Annotated in this window: 15 protein-coding genes and 1 tRNA gene; 9 read left to right on the top strand and 7 right to left on the bottom strand. The window is 43.9% G+C overall.

Features of this window, described 5'->3' with window-relative positions; translation table 11 throughout:
- The first annotated feature begins 205 nt into the window (after positions 1–205).
- Both bla and QVD32_RS05130 read left to right on the top strand, forming a co-directional pair.
- Positions 206–1,111 (top strand): class A beta-lactamase, encoded by a 906-nt coding sequence (bla, locus tag QVD32_RS05125; protein WP_021892713.1) that lies wholly within the window; start codon positions 206–208, stop codon positions 1,109–1,111.
- Between the two features lie 5 nt (positions 1,112–1,116).
- Entirely contained in the window at positions 1,117–1,758 is a 642-nt protein-coding gene (locus tag QVD32_RS05130; RefSeq protein WP_021892714.1) for a hypothetical protein, read from the top strand.
- Positions 1,759–2,047: 289 nt separating this feature from the next.
- Here the strand turns inward: QVD32_RS05130 and dnaJ are convergent, their stop codons facing one another.
- From dnaJ to ispE, 6 genes are all read right to left on the bottom strand, one after another.
- Positions 2,048–3,199, bottom strand: coding sequence for a molecular chaperone DnaJ (gene dnaJ, locus QVD32_RS05135; protein WP_008861551.1), 1,152 nt, complete (start codon positions 3,197–3,199; stop codon positions 2,048–2,050).
- 18 nt (positions 3,200–3,217) lie between these two features.
- Entirely contained in the window at positions 3,218–3,829 is a 612-nt protein-coding gene (locus tag QVD32_RS05140) for a nucleotide exchange factor GrpE (RefSeq protein ID WP_008861550.1), read from the bottom strand.
- Positions 3,830–4,100: 271 nt separating this feature from the next.
- Positions 4,101–6,674 carry a glycoside hydrolase family 84 protein gene (locus QVD32_RS05145; protein ID WP_021892715.1) on the bottom strand — a complete coding sequence of 858 codons (2,574 nt, stop codon included), beginning with the start codon at positions 6,672–6,674 and terminating at the stop codon, positions 4,101–4,103.
- Between the two features lie 69 nt (positions 6,675–6,743).
- Complete coding sequence (locus QVD32_RS05150) at positions 6,744–7,895, bottom strand: acyltransferase family protein (RefSeq protein WP_021892716.1); 1,152 nt, start codon at positions 7,893–7,895, stop codon at positions 6,744–6,746.
- Positions 7,896–8,005: 110 nt separating this feature from the next.
- A complete protein-coding gene (locus QVD32_RS05155) occupies positions 8,006–8,572 on the bottom strand; it encodes a Crp/Fnr family transcriptional regulator (RefSeq protein WP_040296066.1) in 567 nt (188 codons plus the stop codon).
- Between the two features lie 45 nt (positions 8,573–8,617).
- On the bottom strand, positions 8,618–9,436 hold the full coding sequence (gene ispE, locus QVD32_RS05160) for a 4-(cytidine 5'-diphospho)-2-C-methyl-D-erythritol kinase (protein ID WP_021892717.1): 819 nt from the start codon (positions 9,434–9,436) through the stop codon (positions 8,618–8,620).
- A gap of 141 nt (positions 9,437–9,577) precedes the next feature.
- Here ispE and QVD32_RS05165 point away from each other — a divergent pair, with 141 nt between their 5' ends.
- From QVD32_RS05165 to QVD32_RS05175, 3 genes are all read left to right on the top strand, one after another.
- Complete coding sequence (locus QVD32_RS05165) at positions 9,578–10,876, top strand: histidine-type phosphatase (protein ID WP_147401593.1); 1,299 nt, start codon at positions 9,578–9,580, stop codon at positions 10,874–10,876.
- A 106-nt stretch (positions 10,877–10,982) separates the two neighbouring features.
- Positions 10,983–12,539 (top strand): replicative DNA helicase, encoded by a 1,557-nt coding sequence (gene dnaB, locus QVD32_RS05170; RefSeq protein ID WP_118687299.1) that lies wholly within the window; start codon positions 10,983–10,985, stop codon positions 12,537–12,539.
- A 52-nt stretch (positions 12,540–12,591) separates the two neighbouring features.
- Positions 12,592–12,741 (top strand): hypothetical protein, encoded by a 150-nt coding sequence (locus QVD32_RS05175; protein WP_195331743.1) that lies wholly within the window; start codon positions 12,592–12,594, stop codon positions 12,739–12,741.
- Between the two features lie 303 nt (positions 12,742–13,044).
- Here the strand turns inward: QVD32_RS05175 and mltG are convergent, their stop codons facing one another.
- Positions 13,045–14,085, bottom strand: a complete 1,041-nt coding sequence (gene mltG, locus QVD32_RS05180) for an endolytic transglycosylase MltG (RefSeq protein ID WP_118687300.1) — start codon at positions 14,083–14,085, stop codon at positions 13,045–13,047.
- A 156-nt stretch (positions 14,086–14,241) separates the two neighbouring features.
- On the opposite strand from mltG, the gene QVD32_RS05185 reads away from it, so the two are divergent.
- The 4 genes from QVD32_RS05185 (at position 14,242) to QVD32_RS05200 (ending at position 19,952) form a co-directional block, all read left to right on the top strand.
- A tRNA-Ser gene (locus QVD32_RS05185) sits at positions 14,242–14,328 on the top strand.
- A 318-nt stretch (positions 14,329–14,646) separates the two neighbouring features.
- Positions 14,647–15,924: a porin gene (locus tag QVD32_RS05190; protein ID WP_118687351.1), complete on the top strand. Its 1,278-nt coding sequence runs from the start codon at positions 14,647–14,649 to the stop codon at positions 15,922–15,924.
- Positions 15,925–15,965: 41 nt separating this feature from the next.
- A complete protein-coding gene (locus tag QVD32_RS05195; protein ID WP_118687301.1) occupies positions 15,966–17,150 on the top strand; it encodes a MalY/PatB family protein in 1,185 nt (394 codons plus the stop codon).
- Positions 17,151–17,327: 177 nt separating this feature from the next.
- Positions 17,328–19,952, top strand: a complete 2,625-nt coding sequence (locus QVD32_RS05200) for a valine--tRNA ligase (protein WP_118687302.1) — start codon at positions 17,328–17,330, stop codon at positions 19,950–19,952.
- Positions 19,953–20,414: the final 462 nt, after the last annotated feature.

Here is a 20,414-nt window from a genome sequence, read left to right on the forward strand (position 1 = left end):
ATATTTATTTAAAATTATAATAAGGATAACAATATAATCTCCATTATTAACCTCTGATTCTTCAACATCGAATGAAAAATACTCCCGAACAAGATATTCCGATAAACACGCACCGATACCCTATCTCCCTGTTAAATTAAATAAAGCCGGGCATACATGATTAAATTTATTATATCTTTGCTCAACTTAAAACAAGCAAAACATCATGCCCAAGAATAAAATAATTCTATTCTGTTTTCTGTTTTCATGGATAGGACTACACCCTATCGCTGCTATTAGCTTGGAAAAACAATCGACCGTCGGACAAAAGATTCGTCAGGCCATACAAGGGAAAAATGCAACGGTCGGCGTAGCATTCTCGATCGACGGACAATTATTTACGTTTAACGACGAACATCGGTATCCGCTAATGAGTATTTTTAAACTCCATGTTGCCATAGCAGCTCTTCAAAAAATGGAAAACGAATGTATCGCTCTGGACTCTTTACGCTTCATCGAATCGTCTCAAATACACAAAGACACTTATAGCCCGCTAAGAGAATTATACCCCGAAAGAAACTTTTATCTTTCTTACGCCGACCTCATGCGCTATGCCGTTTCTCAAAGCGACAACAACGCTTGCGACATTCTCATAGACTATCTCGGCGGTATCGATATCGTGAAAGACCGAATCGACAAATTAGGTATCACAAACTACAATCTCACCGAAACCGAAGAAACCATGCACTCTCGCATATCCAATTGCTATAACAATTGGAGCACACCTTCGTCTACACTTCAACTATTGGAAAAACTCTACAACGAACCGATACTGAATGAAACACATACCGAATTTCTAAAAAATATTTTGATAGAAACTTCTACCGGAAAAGATAAAATAAAAGCCGGATTGCCCGATAATATTGTCTTAGGACACAAAACAGGCAGCTCCGACCGTTTGGACGACGGAACAAAAATCGGCGACAACGATACCGGCGTAATCTATCTCCCGAACGGAAAATTATGCTTTCTCACTATTTTCATCAAAGACTCTCGTGAGAGCGACCAAACCAATACACAAATTATCGCCGATATCGCAAGAATCATTTACAATTCCGCGGTTCAAAAATAAGAAACATGAAACGCTCTTTTACATACATCATTCTACTTTATCTTTTAACTATCGGTTGTTCCGGGAAATCCGCTTCTGTTATCGGCGGGGCTAACGGATCTACCGAAATTATCGTTGCAGACTGCGATACCGATACGATTTTAACAGGAGATGACTTAGAAAAATTCGACAGTCTTTTCAACGCATGGGTAAACAATTACAACACCAACCCGATAACCCGCCTCAGCAGCAACACGAATGATGCGAAAAAATTGGAACAATTTCCGCAATTGCTAAACATGGGAAAAAAAATCATTCCCTGTATCATCACCCGATTGCCCGACAAAAACCTATTTTGGACATTAACGCTATATGACGAACTGCAAGACATCGATAGCTTAAAGTCATTCGACTATACCCGAGGCGAACAATTCAGAGCACAAGAAACCCTCCGGAAATATGTAGAAGCTAAGTTACACAAGAAGAAACGGGTATTCAATTCAGATCAAGAAAAAATAAAAGCTATTCGAGAATTGGCTAAGGAGTATGGCTGGGAAGAAGATTCTACGCTCTCTCCCCGCGAAAAAGACTCCATACTCCTCAACTTAGATTACGAAATCACAGAGGAAACATTCAAATTTTACAAAAATGGAAATAACGAGGAGTAAAATACTAATCATAATGGGCATTATCATGCTCATAGGATTCATCACAATAGGGTTTTTCATTTTTCCGATAGGCATTACCCTATGCTCCATAATCGGATTATGTTATGGAATTATAGGCAAAGACAAATTATTCACCCGATGGTCATTCATCGGGTTATCGGTAGGAATCATTTTTTTAATCTACACCTATTACGTTATACAAGGAATGTAAAGAACTATTCCCCAATATAAAATGAAAGCACCGTATATCAATAATATACGGTGCTTTCATTTTATATCATCGTCGTTTTCACTCAAACATATGACGCAATTTACTGAATATTCGCTGTTTAGCTGTGAGTGTAGGCTGTATATTGGGTGCAGTTTTCAAATCCTCGAAATGCTTCTTTTCGCTGGCATTGAGGTTTTCTGGAATGTAAACCGATACATTTACAATCAAGTCACCTACTCCATAACGATTGACCGAAGGCAATCCTTTTCCCCTAAGCCGGAATATTTTTCCGGGTTGAGTACCGGGATCCACTTTTATACGAGCCTTACCATCGAGAGTAGGAACTTCGATAGAACCACCCAATACGGCAGTCGGCAAATCGAGCAGCAAATTATATATCAAATCGTTCTCGTCGCGCAGTAAATCGGGATGCGGTTCCTCTTCGATTAAAATCAACAAATCACCATTCACACCGCCATGACGAGCAGCATTCCCTTTGCCCGCCATAGAGAGTTGCATACCTTCGGATACCCCGGCCGGAATATTCAACGTGATTACCTCTTCCTCACGTACGATACCTTCCCCGGCACAATGCGGACACTTCTTCGTAATAATACGGCCCTCTCCACCGCAGTCGGGACACGTCGTCGTCGATTGCATAGCTCCGAGAAAAGTCTGTTGTACCCGTGTCACTACTCCCGACCCGTTACATTTCGAACATGTCGTATAAGCCGTACCGTTCTCTGCACCCGTACCGTTACAATGAGAACAGCTCACATACTTAGGAACCTTTATTTTTTTCTCGACACCGGTAGCGATCTCTTTCAATGTCAGTTTCACCTTTACTCGTAAATCCGAACCTTTATTGACATGACGACGTCCCCCTCGTGAGCCGCCCCCGAAGCCTTCGAATCCGCCGAATCCACCACCGAAAATATCGCCGAAATGCGAGAAAATATCCTCCATAGACATACCGCCGCCACTGAAACCGCCACCGGCAGCACCACCTAACCCTTGATGCCCGAACTGGTCGTAACGAGCCCGCTTATCCGCATCACTCAATACTTCATACGCTTCGGCAGCCTCTTTAAACTTTTCCTCAGCCTCTTTGTTTCCAGGGTTCTTATCCGGGTGATATTGGATAGCTTTTTTACGGTATGCCTTTTTTATCTCCTCGGCCGTCGCATTTTTAGCGACACCCAGCACTTCATAATAATCTCTTTTTTCCATTGCTACCTGTCCTATAATTTATTCCCCTACCACGACTTTGGCAAAGCGAATAACTTTGTCATTGAGCGTATATCCCTTTTGCACGGTATCTATCACTTTACCTTTTTGAGCCGGATCCGAAGCCGGGAACATCGTCACAGCCTCGTGATATTCTGTATCGAAATCCGCTCCCTCCGTAGGAATCTCCTTTACGCCGTTTTGTTCTAGATAGCTTTTGAATTTATTATATATCAAGCTCATTCCCTCTTTCACAGCCGCTAAATCATTACTTTCTTCCACAGCTGCCAATCCGCGTTCAAAATCGTCGATAACCGGCAGAATAGCTTTCATGCAATTCTCACCGCCATTCTTGATCAACTCCGATTTCTCACGCAACGTCCGTTTCCTGAAATTATCGAACTCGGCCATCAATAGCAAATAATCCTTCTGCATTTTCTCGATAGTCGCCTTCAAAGTTTCCAATTCGGCTGACAATCTGGCAGCCTCATCAGCCTCGCCTTCTTCACCGCCCTCCTCGGAACCTGTTTCTTCCGAAACTTCGGGTTCTTGGTTCAACGACTCTTTCTTCTCCTTTTCAGAAGCCTCATCTACAATATTTTGCGATTTTTCGCATTCTTTCTTTTCGGCCATATTTATAATTTTTCTTTTGTTACATTTTCATTTTCATCACGCTCATATCATCATTACCAATGAGCACCATTATAGTATCAAAAACACTGCCAAACAAGCCTAAACTGCACTTTTGTCAGAGTGCACTGCCACCTTCCCAATGTTTTCATTTCTATCCATTACCTGCAAAAAAGCAATTCCCTTTCTCCAAAAGAAAAAGAGCAGGGCAAACCTGCTCTTTTTATATCCTGTTCAAAAATAATAATTGTTCTTTAAACGTAAAAATCCGACACTAATCAAACTTCGGCACTATCTCGAATATCTCCACTGGCCCTTCTATTTGTACTTCGGAAACTCCCTCGGCCAACTCAACCTTAAAAAACGACGAATCGATAACCGACTCAACCGCCAACGAACCATCGGGCCTGAACTGTCTCAAATGCACGACAGGGGCTCCATTCCCCGCCTCCGGCAATTCATTCACCAACAAAGTATATCCCTCGGTCCGAGGAGCGACCCCGAAAGAAAAAGTTCCATTATTTCGATAACTTGTGCCTATTTGCTGATCAAACGCATAAAGAGCTTGCTGTACATCGTCGGACTTTAAGCTGAAACCCAAATGTTCCACTCTGGGAGGATTCACTTCGAATGAACGAACCGATGCGTAATTCGTGCGAGTAGATTCGAGTCTTTTCAATCGAACATATCTGGCCTTTACAGGCTCCCCATTCCAACGAACGATATACTGTTTATTCAACTCTTCCGTCAACGGAGTCCATGCTTTACCATCAATCGAATATTCCACTACGGCATGGTCGAAATAATCGACATCGTCTACAGAATTACGCCCCTGCAAAATAGAAACTTCGGTCACATCTTTGACACTTCCCAAATCAACCCCGATCCAATCGCCGGCTTTTTGAGCGATTCCCGATGTATAATAAGTCGTAGTATCGTGATCGAACATTAACTTGCTCAACGTGGTTTTCGCATTATGGAACGAACCTATACCCCTATAACAGATAGGAGTCTCGCCCGACAACCGAGTTAAGAAGCCGTATGCCATATCGTCCATAGCATTTTCATAAAATGGTTGCAGTTTCATGGTCCCGCTTTTATGAGCCTCATAATCTTCTCGATCCTTCTTACTCATCAAGTTCCGAATATACTTATTCCAAAAATCGGCATCATCTTTACCGTCACGATAAACACGGGCAAGTTCCAAAGCCCGTTTTCCTCTCGTGCCCAACTTCCCGAATTCTTGGAGCCACGGAGTCAACTCACTCATCAGACCTTTATTGGTGCAACCTTTCTCTATTTCGGCAGGAGCTTTCTCTACCTTATCGAATTCTGCCCAAAGAGCCTGAGCCTCCGTTTCATTCCAATCACCGATTCTGAAAGTCTTGGTTTCCCACGATTCATCGCGGCGATAACCGGTCTCCGTATCGCAAGAATGAATAGCGAATGTCCGGTAGGCCTCCCTTGCTTTCGGCATCAATTCGCCGAGTCCTCTCTCCCAATTATCGATAGGATTATAAGCCGCTATATTCCAAGTATAATCGGCAACCCCGTATAAAGCCAATTTCGAAGCCTCTCCATGTTCCATCGGATTACTTGCTATTCCGCAAAGATCATTGGAATCCAACGAAGTATTCAAGCCATAAACAGGTCCTTGCAAAATAATATTGCGCACATAGTCGGTAACCGGATAATTCCACCAAAAATATGCCGGTCGCTTAATTCTGGAATTAACCCAATCCAAAGTCTCCGGTGTTAAGTCGCTGCATACGACGTCTCCTGTCCAAAACACTTCTATCGACGGATCGAGAGTTTCTCCATAAATAGCAAGACTTCCTTGCGGTGTGGGGTTTGCCCAAAGTTTGGAATAATCGGTCGGGCAAACCGTTAAATATGCTACATCGCCTTTGGACTTCACAAAATCCTTAGTCAATCTATTCAAAAGCTCCGTCTGTTTCACCGGATTTGTCCCTTCGCCCGATATATCGTCGAAAAAGAGGGCGAAAGCCCGTACACCGAGGTCATACATCAAATTAAATTTATTAACGAGGTTTTGATAATCCTCCTCGTTCCATTTAATATCTTGTCCCGGGTGTATCGCCCAAACAAAATCGACCCGATTACGTTTACAAGCCTCTATCAATTCTTTGATATTCCCGGCCTCCTTTTCGGGATATGGAAGCCTCCAATTCGGGCAACTGTGGTACGGATCGTCTTTCGGGCCGTACAAATAACTATTCATCTTGAACTTACCATAGAAATCTATCAAAGACATTCTCACCTCATGAGACCACGGTGTTCCATAAAATCCTTCTACTACCCCCCGGTATTTCAAATCGGGGTAATCGTCGATTTCCACATATGGTAATTCGCCCGTTACAGTCGCAGAACTCTCGACTAACTGGCGAAGGGTCTGCAAACCGTAAAAAGCTCCCCGCTCGTCATAACCGACGATCGATATACCATTCTTTCCGATATTCATGCGATATGCACCCGAAACAGATTTTACCCCATACTTAGCCGAAACCTTCGAACCAAAATCGACGGAGAGTTTTACCCCCTTCTTGTTAAAAGTGACAAAATCCAAATCTTCGGAAAATTTTCCATGCTTATCTTTTAGACACACTCCACCGGAAATATCGAGCCTCCCGATTGGGTCGAGAACCAGTTTATGAGGAGTAGGGTTAATAATTATCCCTTTATGATCCAATTTTTTACCCGGCACAGCAAAAACGTCTTGCGCTTCCGATCTCTGCGATGCCAAATCGAACTCCGATTCCTGCGCCGAAAAGGTTCCACACATCAACAAACCGATGCATACCATCAACGACTTTCTACAATCTATCATTTTCATAAAACTAATTTAAGCATGGAAATTTTACTATCTATCAAATAAACCCCATTAACGGGGTTATCCCTAGCGTTTTTTCAAAAATTTCTTGCTCAACCACCGTCTCACCGGCTCGTCATAAAGTTTCAAACAAAGATAGGCTACCAATATATTCCATACATAAACACACAAGGCTACTTGCCACGTTTCCCCGAATGTAAAATACTGGTTCTCAATCAACCAAGAATAGAACAAATACATAAACGGGTAATGCGTGATATAAAGCGGGAAAGAAATATCTCCCAAAAATTTACATATCCGCGTAGATGTTTTATCGGTCGTGTTTCCCGACGCACCCAATATAATGAGAACAGGAAATACCACGACTATACAAAATGCCTCAAAAAGACCATTCATACATATAGGTTCGACCCCTTCTACATAAGGAACACAAAACAAAACCAACAATACGAAAGAGCATATCCAGAATGCCCCTCTCACTTTCACCGGTTTGAAATTACGCGACAACAACAGTCCCAAAGAAAACGGGAAAAGCATTCGCAACAGTCCACCCACAAAATTCACCGAATCGAGCGTCCAGCCTACCCCTATCATGCCATACCCCGATACATCGAAGATAGCGAAACAAGCCAGACAGATTCCCAGTAATACGACAAAAACAGTTAACGCCTTAGTAGACAAACGACGAATAAACAAAGCATACAAAATATTACCGATATACTCGAAAAATAATGACCAACTGGGACCGTTCAAAGGAAACATTTCACCATTACCCCGAACCTCATAACCTGCACCCGGATAGGCCGGAATGAAAAACATCGCGAAAAGCAAAGCCCACATCACCATCGACGTAGCCACATGAGTCCCGTCCCACTGTTCGCTACCCTGTATACAAAACGTAATCACACCTAAAACTGCACCCATGACAACCATCGGGTGAAGACGAATCAACCGCCGCTTAAAGAAATTTTTTACCGTTAGGCTCTTTCCCCAACGATCGTCATAGGCATAACCGATAACGAACCCCGATAAAATAAAAAAGAAATCCACGGCCAAATATCCATGATTGATGCTTTCTATAAGAGTACCACCGGCAAAAGCATACCCTTCGAAGACATGATACCACACGACCAAAAGCGCGGCTACACCACGTAATCCGTCAAGCAACTCATAATGAGGTTTGGTATCTGAAAACGCAGCAGAAGAAATTTGTTGCATAATGAATTGGTAATTTAGATTTTTGATTTTAGTGATGATTAATATTACGGCAAAATTACAGGACTTATATAATTTAAAATTTGTCCTATGTCAAAAAATCCTCTGAAAGATCATTTTCGGGCTCCCCTGAGACGACTGAGCGTCGAGAGTGTTATACCCAAATACGATGCAATATACCCAAGTTGAGCTCGCTGGTTCACCTGAGGGAATTGCTGCCTGAACTCCTCATACCGTTCTTTTGCCGATAAAGTCAAACGTTCCTTATGGGAGCGATGCAAACGCCGGTACTCGTCTTGATGAATAATCCGCCCCCAATTAGCCAGTTCGATATTCGTTTCGAACAGCCGACGCAATTTATCCAGAGATATTCTATAAACGACTACATCTTCAAGGGTCTCCACAAATTCTTCGCTCATCTTGTTATAATAGAGTTCGTCCATACTGAACACGATTCCGCCCTCACACGAAAAAGAAGTCGTTATCTCTTCTCCGTTCACCAACCAAAACGAGCGAGTCATTCCCTTCCCTATAAAATAAGCCGATTTACAATACATGCCCGCCCTTATCAACTGATACTTCTTGGGAAAACGGCACAAAGTCATGCTCTCTTTCAATGTCCGTATCGTATCATCGGAAATCGGATATAAAGAATTTATCTTATCTATAATACCGGTCATGTAACAATCTTCGATCATTCTCTTTTTCAAAAACGATTTTATACGCTATACTTCACAAATTCCAGTCCAAACAAAACACCCCGGATAACAATCGGCAAGATCGACTTCTTTATCGAATAGGGCAAATACCGAAGAACCCGAACCGGACATAGATGCATATACAGCTCCCTGTTCATATAAACGATCCTTTATCTCTCCTATTTCCGGAAATCGGGCAAACACACTTTCTTCAAAGTCATTGATCAATCTACCTCTCCACTCCTCGACCGGACGGGAAACGGTATCCCTCACCGACTCTTCCGGCAATACCGGAGTAACCAACGAATAAGCCACCGACGTAGGCACGGAGACAGAAGGCTTTACCAATACGATTCGATAGGACTTCAACGACAATTCGATCGGCTCGAACCCATCGCCTATTCCTTTGGCTAATAAAGGTTTATTATGCAAGAAAAATGGGCAATCGGCTCCCAGAGAAGCAGCTTCCTTGTCAAGCTCGTCATCGCTCAACGGCAAACGAAAATAATCTCTCACCATCGCTAACAAAAAAGCGGCATCGGAAGAACCACCTCCTAACCCAGCACCAAAGGGTATGGCTTTATGGAGATAAATAGATATCGGGGGTAACGAAAAACGATGGCTCAATCTTCGCCACGCTTTCATCACCAAATTATTCTGGGGATCACCGTCTATGACAATTCCCGACAAAGACAACTCCGTCTCCTGTTGCGACGTTGGAACAATCTCCAAAGCATCTTGTAACTGAACGGGATAAAATACCGTCTCTATATTGTGATAACCATCGGGACGACGGGCTACGATACGCAACCCCAAATTGATTTTTGCATTGGGAAATCTAATCATCTATATCCTTGTTTTTCGAGAATCTTTGCGAAAATAACCATTCTCAGTCACATAGGCAACTCCACTCTAAAAAAGAATAAAAATTTCATCGAAGAGAAAATTTATTATAATTTTACCGACATAATGGAAAAACAGAAACAAATGAAAAAAAGAACCCTCACCGCCGGTACTATCCTTTTATGCCTATCTGCAATCTCTTTCGGGCAAAATTCTATAAAAGATTTTCTACATCAAAATCCACAATTTTTCGGTAGTACGGCATCTGTTTATTATTGCAACGACACCACAGACACCCCGGCTCCAAAGGATTTCATACCGTTTCACATCGATCATATAGCTCGACACGGTTCACGCACCCACGATTCAAAAAGTATGGTTCCGAACCTGTACAAACTAATGAATAAAGCCGATTCTTTGAACCTTTTAACCCGGGAAGGCAAACTGCTGCGTAATCAAATCGACACCATCTACCATTTAATGAATCATCGCTGGGGAGACCTCACTCCGCTCGGAGCCCGACAACACCGGGATATGGCTCGTCGCATGTATCACCGCTTTCGTCCGGCGTTTACACCTCAGGACGGCAAAGTGACCCTTGTGGCACAATCGACCACGGTTCCACGCTCCATGGCTAGTATGGCGGCATTCGTCGCAGAAATGAGAGGCTATACCCCCACTGCGGAGTTTTCTATGGATCCCAGCAACGGATATGACAATACCCTGCGATTCTTCAAAGGAAAAGAATACCAACAATATCTCTCGAAAGGCTCATGGAAAAAGATACTCCGAGCCTATCAGGAAAAGCACACACCCACAAGGCTTATCGACCGTATATTCAAGAAAGAGTGGGAACAAATCATACCCGATCCTATTACATTCATGACCCACCTATACGCGTTAACCATCATATTGCCGAATACCGACTACGACATATCCCTATATCCGTGGTTCACAGAAGAAGAAAAATTCGATTTATGGAGTGCGAACAATCTATCGCAATACCTGCGTAAAGCCAACTCCATTCCCGGAAAAGGACTCCCTGTCGCCATTGCGAAACCTCTGTTAAAAGACATGTTGGTTACATCGCAAGCGGCGATCGACGGAAACGGTGTCGAAGCCAATTTACGTTTTGCACACGGTGAAAATACAATTCCTTTACTCGCCCTGTTAGGTATTGAGAATGCAGCCGTTGTAGAAGCCGATCCCGAAAAAGTAGCCGAGGTTTGGCAGGACTTCAAATACAATCCTATGGCGACGAATATCCAATGGATACTTTATAAAAATACCGATGGGAAAATACTCGTGAAAGTATTGTTCAATGAACAAGAAATAAAATTACCCATCGATTCGGAATATGCACCTTATTACGATTGGGAGCTATTCCAAAAATATTGTGAAAAGCAAATGGCAAAATACCCCGATACGACACCGGCCCTGTAATTAATCGGAAATATCTGCCTGTTGAAAAGTTCATTATAAGATTCGCTCACCAAATTTCCCGATAGCAGAAAGATTGACTACTTTTGTAACGGGAAAGAATTGCTGCATGGAAACTCGAAGAAATTACACTCGCCAGAAAAAAGCCTACGCTCCGAAAGTTTCGGAACAAGGCAAGCTACAACCTCAGGACAAAGAGCTCGAAGAAGCCGTGTTGGGAGCTCTCATGCTCGAAAAAGATGCCTATACCACCGTTTGCGACATCTTAAAGCCAGAGTGTTTCTATGAGCCGACCAACCAGCTCATTTATAGTGCAATATCCCGGTTGGGAGCACAACAACGCCCCATCGACATGCTCACCGTCACCGAGCAACTGCGACTCGACGGAAAGCTCGATGAAGTCGGCGGAGCCCTCCGTATTTCCGAACTCACAGGACGTGTGGCATCGGCGGCGCACATCGAATACCATGCCCGCATCGTAGCCCAAAAATATTTGGCTCGGGAATTGATCGAATTTTCCAGCGAAATACTCAACAAGGCCTTTGACGAGACCAACGACGTAGATGACCTTATGCAGGAAGCCGAGGGGAAACTCTTTGAAATTTCCCAACGTAACCTGAAAAAAGACGTTACTCAAATAGACCCGGTACTGAGCGAAGCTATCAGACAAATTCAAATAGCAGCCAATCGAAGTGACGGATTGAGCGGACTGCAAACCGGGTTTCACGACATCGACAAAATTACTTCCGGTTGGCAAAATTCCGACCTCATCATTATCGCCGCCCGTCCCGCTATGGGAAAAACGGCATTCGTCCTTTCTATGGCAAAGAACATGGCTGTCAGCTACAACACGCCGGTGGCTATCTTCTCGCTCGAAATGTCCAATGTCCAACTTGTCAATCGTCTCATCATCAACACTTGCGAAATCCCCGGCGATAAAATCAAAAGCGGACAGTTGGCCCCGTTCGAATGGGAACGGCTCATGTCTCGTATCGAAATACTGAGGAACGCTCCTATATATATAGACGATACCCCCAGCCTTTCCGTTTTTGAACTTAGGACAAAAGCACGCCGATTGGTTCGCGAGCACGGAATCAAAATCATCATCATAGACTACTTGCAACTGATGAACGCTAGCGGTATGTCCTTCGGGAGCCGAGAACAAGAGGTCAGTACCATATCCCGTTCGCTCAAACAATTGGCAAAAGAGCTTCAAATACCTATCATCGCCCTATCCCAGTTAAATCGTAGCGTAGAATCCCGGGGTAACGACAAAGACGGTAAAGAAGGGAAACGCCCACAACTTTCCGACTTGCGTGAATCGGGAGCTATCGAGCAAGATGCCGATATGGTTTGCTTTATACACCGTCCCGAATATTATACTCGGTCTAAGGAAGATGCCAATGGAAACAGTATCGAAGGCTTGGCAGAATTTATCATAGCCAAACACCGTAGCGGTGCGACCGATACCGTGAATATGAAATTCGTCTCTTATCTGGCTCGATTCCAAAATTACGACGAAGACACCCGACTGACCGATTTCAGTGCACCGGTAACCTCGAAGTTCAATACTCCCGACACGAGCACGACATCGGCAGCGCCACTGTCTGGAAACCCCGATTTCCTAAATTCCCCCGGTTCGTCCAATAACGATATACCCTTCTGAAAAGAACTTTTATCTCCCGACCGATGTTATTCTTTCGAATAACTAATATAGTATGGAGAAAAAACGACAAAAAATCTGGACTGCGATAGGTGTAGGCATAGCTATCGCACTACTGTTATATTGGCTCACATTGGCCATTTGGATAGACGATGATACCGATCCCCCTATGCCTCCTCCCGTAGAAGAAATCTCGAATTATTAAAATATACTAAAATCGCTACGGATAAAAACTTTTTGCAATACAAGTGTGTTTTATTATCGAAACCGGGAAAGAGACGGCTCTCCTTAGGGAAAAAGAAGCGAAGCGTCGCTTCCGTCGAGCCAAAATCTCCGGTCTGGAAGAGTTAATTTATACGATAATATTCTTGTTTTTTGTGTGTTTCATTGGTATTATATTATCCTTTGTTTATTCCTGTAATAAACATTATCCTCTTTCTTGTTTTTGATATATTTCAAGTAGTAAAGCCCCGTCGTGAGACGAGGCTTTACTATTTATATCCCCTCATCAACGTATTCCGAGTCTGTTCAATGCTTGCTGGTATCGAATTGCATTTCGTTGATGCTCTGCCAAAGTCACGGCAAAATTATGATAGCCCGAAAAATCCTCTTTGGCGCACATATAAAAATACCCGTTCGGTGTATGTGTCAGCACGGCATTGATAGCCTGTTTCGAAGGAATCCGTATAGGGCCGGGAGGCAATCCCGTAACCCGATAAGTATTATATGGCGATTCTATGGTCAAATGAACATTTAATATGCGTTTCAACGAAAAATCCCCGTGGGCGAATTTTACCGTAGGGTCTGCCTGCAAAGGCATGCCTTTACGCAATCGGTTCATATAAAGACCCGCAACCTTTCCCATTTCATCACGTTTGTTAGTCTCTTCCTCTACGATCGAAGCCAAAGTCGCTACCTCCACAGGAGTCAATCCCCACCGCTTTGCCTGTTGCTCCCGCTTTCCTTCCCAATAAATACGATACTCCCGCTTCATCTTCTGTAAAAAAGATTCGGGAGTTACAGTCCAGTAAAACTCATAAGTATCCGGTAAAAACAAAGCCGGGAGAGTCGCTTTCGTAAAACCTAAATCCGCACAAACACTATCGTTGTACAGCAAAGCCAACAACTCCTCTTTCGAAAAAAACAACTGCTCCGATACCCTTTCGGCCAATTGTTCGAGAGTGCGTACGTTATTAAATGTAACTCGTACGGGAGATTGGCTTCCCCTCGACAATTTCAAAGCCATTTGCCGAGCTGTCATACCGGCATGAAGCCGATAAGCCCCTACACGAACATCAGGATCGAATTTATAAAACGACAGCAGACGTTTTACTCTCGGGATCGATTTCTCATCTGGAATCACCGAATGCAAAGCACTATCGAGCTGAACATCATTCCACTTCGGATAAACATAGCACACTGTTTGTTCGGTTATAACAGGATCATACAAATAACTCTTCATTACCGGAATAAACAAACATGCGAGAATCAAAATAAGCCCTCCTGTTATCCAAGCAAATATCTTTATACCTTTATTCACATTCGACATAATAATCCGATTATACACAGCGCAAAAGCACCTTGACGGGACAAAAGTAACGATTATTCCCGAAATAAAATAATGCGAAAAAGTTTGCTGTTTCAAATATTCCGCTTATCTTTGCGCTGCATTTGAAAAAATGACGTCAACGACAAATCGTCCTTTGGAAGGATGGGTGAGTGGCTGAAACCACCAGTTTGCTAAACTGACGTACTCGAATGGGTACCGGGGGTTCGAATCCCCCTCCTTCCGCAAATGCAAAGTCCATAGTGTATTACAACGCTATGGACTTTTTTATTTGAATCGACTCCCCCATTGTCGAAATTTCATAAACGGTCTTTGGAATATTGACACATTGGTTGTAATTTTGGAGCAATAAAATAAAGGTATGAAAAATTCCAAAAATATTCCTTCTGTCAAAATTTACACAGAAAAAACACCTTGTCGAAGAAACAAAATACACCAATAAAAAAGTGAACATTTTTAATAATATTCCAAGCATTTCAAATCTATTTCAAAATTACATTCAATTTTTGTAGCATGAATTTCAAAATCAAATCAAACAACGTTATGAATTATCAACGATTATTTCTGTCGGGAATACTCTTCTCGCTATTCATGCTATCTGCATCCGCAAAAACGGTTACCGTCGACAACGATTCGACCACGATCCGCACTTCCGATACCGATTATGCCGATGAATTAGAAAAAATACGCATGCACATGCCCGATATAGAAGTGGGGAACGGTATATCTTTCCAACCTAAAAACAAAAGATATAAACTCACGATGCGCATTCGCATGCAAAATTTGGTCGATGTCGACTTCAACGAGAAATTCGAGGCTCAGGATATCGACGCCCGCGTCAAACGGCTCAGGTTACGTTTCGATGGATATATCTATACACCCAAACTCACCTATTTGGTCCAGTTAGGCTTCTCGCCTTACGATATGAAAACGCTGCCCAACGGAAACAACAACATCGTACGCGACGCAATGATTTACTACGTTCCCAACTCGACATGGAATATCGGTTTCGGACAAACCAAAATCCGGGCGAATCGCGCCCGGATAAACTCTTCGAGTGCCCTTCAATTCGTAGACCGTTCCATTGTAAATTCCGAATTCAATCTCGACCGTGATTTCGGTATCTTCGGAGAATACAATCAACATCTATTCGGCTCTTTGGATTTAGCGGCCAAAGCCTCTATTACTACCGGAGAAGGAAGAAACTGGGGAAACAATAAAGGGAGTGGACTCGCATATACGGGACGTATAGAACTATTCCCACTGGGACGATTCACCGGGAAAGGAGATGCTATGGAAGGCGATTATGAGCGAGAACAAACGCCCAAAATCCTTTTAGCGGGAGCATACAGCTATAACGACCGGGCTCTTCGGGCACAAGGTTCCAATGGGGAAAAATTAAAGTATGACCAGACCCGTAACCTTTCTTCCTATTTTGTCGACTTCATTTTCAAATATCAAGGATTTGCTTTTTATACCGATTTCATGGGGCGTATATCATCTTCCTCACCGCTCATTAAATCGGGCGAAAATGTAGAACAATATGTCCTCACTGGAATGGGGCTCAACGTGCAGGCAAGTTATCTCTTTCGTTCCAATTGGGAAATCGCATTGAGAAACTCTACCATCATGCCGGATAAAGAAGTACAGCCTTATGCCAATTATCGCAGTCACAACCAATCGACGTTCGGTGTCACGAAATATCTGATAGATCACAGATTAAAAGTACAAGCCGACCTGTCTTACAATTACAAAAATGAATTTGTCGATTCCGATTATAATCGCTGGCAATTAAGATTTCAGATAGAACTCGGCTTTTGACAAATCGACATAAGCAACCTAACACCTAAACAGTATATAAAATGTCCTCTCAGTACGATTTCGACACAATTATCGACCGGCATCACACCGGAGCTATGAAAACCGATGTTCTCTGTGAGCGCTATGGTCGGGAAGATCTCATTCCTTTATGGATTGCCGACATGGATTTTGCGGTCGCTCCCTGTATAACCGATGCTCTCGTACGCCGGCTACAACACCCGGTTTACGGATATGCCGAGGCTCCTGCGAGCTATTGGCAATCCATTATCGATTGGCTCGACTACCTGCATGGCTGGAAAGTAAAAAGAGAATGGATCACCTATATTCCCGGGATTGTCAAGGGCATAGGTTTGGCAGTCAATGTATTTAGTAACCCCGGAGACAAAATCATCATACAGACTCCGGTCTATACACCGTTCATGGCCGTCCCCGAAAGTAACGGTCGGCAGGTTGTACATAATCCGCTCAAATGGAACGGCTCTCACTACGAAATGGACTTCGATCACCTTGAATCGATCATCGACTCCCAGTGCAAGCTGTTCATTCTCTGTAATCCTCATAATCCCGGAGGAGTGGTTTGGCCGTTGGAAACATTACAGCGAATCGCCGAAATCTGTGCACGGCACAACATACTCATCATTGCCGATGAAATTCATGCCGATATGCCTCTCTTCGGAGCCAAACATCACCCTTTTGCCTCGGTATCCGAAACAGCGGCTCAAAACAGTATATCGTTTGGAGCTCCTTCCAAGACGTTCAACATCGCAGGCTTGGTCAGCTCCTATGCCATTGTTCCCAACGAAACGATTCGTAAGCGCTTCTTCGACTGGCTCACGGCAAACGAGCTGAACGAACCCACATTCATGGCGACCATAGCCACCGAAGCCGCTTATAACCATTGTAGAGAATGGCGCGAACAAATGTTAGCCTACATCGAACAAAATATACTCTTTGTCGAAGAGTTTCTCGATCGTCATATTCCCAACATCAAAGCCATCAGGCCGCAAGCCTCCTTTATCGTATGGCTCGACTGTACACGGCTTCACCTCGAACACGACGCACTCATCGACCTTTTTGTCGATAAAGCGAGACTCGCACTCAACGACGGTGAAATGTTCGGCCCCGAAGGCAAAGGACACATGCGGCTAAACGTAGGTACGCCCCGCGCAGTTTTGCAAAAAGCGCTCGAACAACTACGTTCCGCCGTGGACGGGCTTAAACGATAGTTTACGAAACATGTCGAAAACAAAAAACTTTCTTTTCGAGACAAATGCCATAAACACCTTTGACTCCGAAGAATATCTTTTTCGGAAAATATTTTATACTTTTGCACCCGATTGGTACAAAAGCCTTTTTACTTTTGTATCTTGAAATAATATAGAACATTCTGAAAGAACGACTTTATGAACGAACTTGCCACGAAGTACAATCCCGCCGACGTAGAAGAAAAATGGTATGCCTATTGGTTGAAAAACGGGCTTTTCAAATCGAAGCCCGACGGTCGAGAACCCTATACCGTTGTCATTCCGCCACCCAATGTCACCGGGATTCTGCACATGGGGCACATGCTGAACAATACGATACAAGACATTCTGGTACGCCGGGCTCGCATGGAAGGGAAAAATGCTTGTTGGGTTCCCGGCACAGACCATGCATCTATCGCCACCGAAGCCAAAGTGGTGAATAAACTTGCAGCACAAGGTATTAAAAAAAGCGATCTTTCCAGAGAAGAATTTCTCAAATACGCTTGGGAATGGAAAGAAGAACACGGCGGAATCATCTTGAAACAACTCCAAAAATTGGGAGCTTCCTGCGATTGGGACCGCACTGCTTTCACTATGGACGAAATCCGTTCCGAAAGTGTTTTGAAAGTATTTGTCGACTTATACAACAAAGGACTCATTTACAGAGGAGTCCGCATGGTAAATTGGGATCCCAAAGCCCTCACCGCCCTCTCCGACGAAGAAGTCATTTATAAAGACGAACACAGCAAACTCTATTATCTGCGCTATTTTATCGAAGGCGAGGATAAATACATTATCGTTGCCACCACACGACCTGAAACAATCTTAGGCGACACGGCAGTTTGTGTAAACCCCAACGACCCGCGTTATTCATTCCTTAAAGGGAAAAAAGTCATCATACCGCTGGTAAATCGGGTGGTTCCTATTATCATGGACGACTATGTCGATATTGAGTTCGGAACCGGCTGCTTAAAAGTCACCCCGGCACACGATGTAAATGACTATATGCTGGGAGAAAAATACAATCTGCCGAGTATCGACATATTCAACGACAACGGAACCATCAGCGAAGCCGGAGGACTTTACGTAGGAATGGATCGTTTCGACGTTCGCAAACAAATCGCCAAAGACTTACAAGAGGCTGGATTACTCGAAAAAGTCGAAGATTACGACAATAAAGTGGGTTATTCCGAACGTACCAATGTCGTTATCGAACCCAAACTATCGATGCAATGGTTTGTCAAAATGGATAAACTTGCAGCCCCGGCTCTCGATGCCGTCATGAAAGACGAAATCAAATTCCACCCCGATAAATTCAAAAACATTTATCGGCACTGGATGGAAAACATTAAAGATTGGTGTATCTCCCGCCAGCTTTGGTGGGGACATCGAATCCCGGCGTACTACCTCCCGCAAGGCGGATTCGTAGTAGCTGCCACACCCGAAGAAGCGTTGAAATTAGCCCGAGAGAAAAGTGGTAAGGCCGACCTTCAAATGAGCGATCTGCGACAAGATGAAGATTGCCTCGACACATGGTTCTCTTCATGGTTATGGCCCATCTCGCTTTTCGATGGTATCAACAATCCTGGCAACGAAGAGATAAACTACTATTACCCGACCACCGATTTGGTTACAGCCCCCGATATCATTTTCTTCTGGGTGGCTCGAATGATTATGGCCGGATACGAGTATGAACACCAACTTCCTTTCCGCAATGTCTATTTCACCGGAATCGTACGGGACAAAATAGGACGAAAAATGTCCAAGTCGCTCGGTAATTCGCCCGACGCTCTCGAACTGATAAAAACCTACGGAGCCGACGGTGTCCGCATGGGACTCATGTTGGCCGCCCCTGCCGGAAACGACATACTATACGACGATGCGTTGTGCGAGCAAGGACGCAACTTTAACAACAAAATATGGAATGCCTTCCGCTTGGTAAAAGGTTGGAACGTAGATGAAACCCTTCCCCAACCTCAAACGGCAGCCATTGCCGTAGAATGGTTCGACGCACAACTCAACCGTACGCTCGAAGAAGTCAAAGACCTGTTTGGGAAATATCGTCTGTCCGAAGCCCTCATGGCTGTATACAAACTCTTCTGGGACGAATTTTCATCTTGGTATCTCGAAATGGTTAAACCGGCCTATCAACAACCTATCGACCGCAAAACCTACGATGCTACGCTCCGGTACTTCGATGCACTGCTCCGTATGTTGCATCCTTTCATGCCCTTCATCACCGAAGAATTGTGGCAACACCTGTATGACCGCAAAGAAGGCGAAAGCATCATGACAGCACGCATGCCCGAGCCCCAACCGGTCGACATGGAAATCATAAACCGATTCGAAACGACCAAACTGGTCGTAGCGGGAATACGTACGATCCGCTTGCAAAAAGGCATAGCCAATAAAGAACAGCTCACGCTGCAAATTATCGGCGCACACGATCACTCGAACGATTGCATATTGACCAAAATGACCAATCTGGCAACGATCGAAACAATCGAAGAAAAAGATCCTGCCGCCGCTTCGTTCCGGGTACATGCAACGGAATATGCGATTCCTATGAGCAACGCCATCGATGTAGAAGCCGAATTGAAAAAACTCGAAGCCGAATTAAAATATGCTCAGGGATTCCTCAAAACAGTAATGGGAAAACTCGGCAACGAACGCTTCGTTCAAAATGCACCCGAAGCCGTGGTAGCTATGGAGCGCAAAAAGAAAGCCGATGCCGAAGAAAAAATCAAATCGCTCGAAGAAAGCATAGCAGCCTTGAAAAAGTAGTAAATGACCATACAAAAAAATGAAATCCCGCTCTATCGAAATTAGATAGAGCGGGATTTTCATACCCGAACAAAAAAAACAGCCCCACTCTTTACGACTCAATAGGAAATCAATAAGAATTGTCTTTTAGCTCCTCTCCTGTGGCATGGACATATAGGGAAGGTGGCACGGAATAACGGAGGGGCTAACTCAATGGAAATGTCGAAAAATACCGGCAGTAACGGAAATAGAGTCAGGCATCAGCCTCTCACCTTACTCATCTCATCTGCAACAGATAAGAGAAGCAAATGAAGCATCGGAGAACTCAAAACCCCCAGTAAAGCAAAAACGCTGGAAAACTTCATACTCCTCCCCTGTCGTGTCCCGTAGCCTTACGGGGTGTTTTGCACAGCAAAATATAGGGGAGGTGGCACGTAGTGACGTAGGGGTTAGCTCAACGAAAATGTCGGAAAATATAAGGGA

The organism is Barnesiella sp. (genome assembly GCF_022723415.1).
In the GTDB taxonomy this organism is placed as follows: domain Bacteria; phylum Bacteroidota; class Bacteroidia; order Bacteroidales; family Barnesiellaceae; genus Barnesiella; species Barnesiella intestinihominis.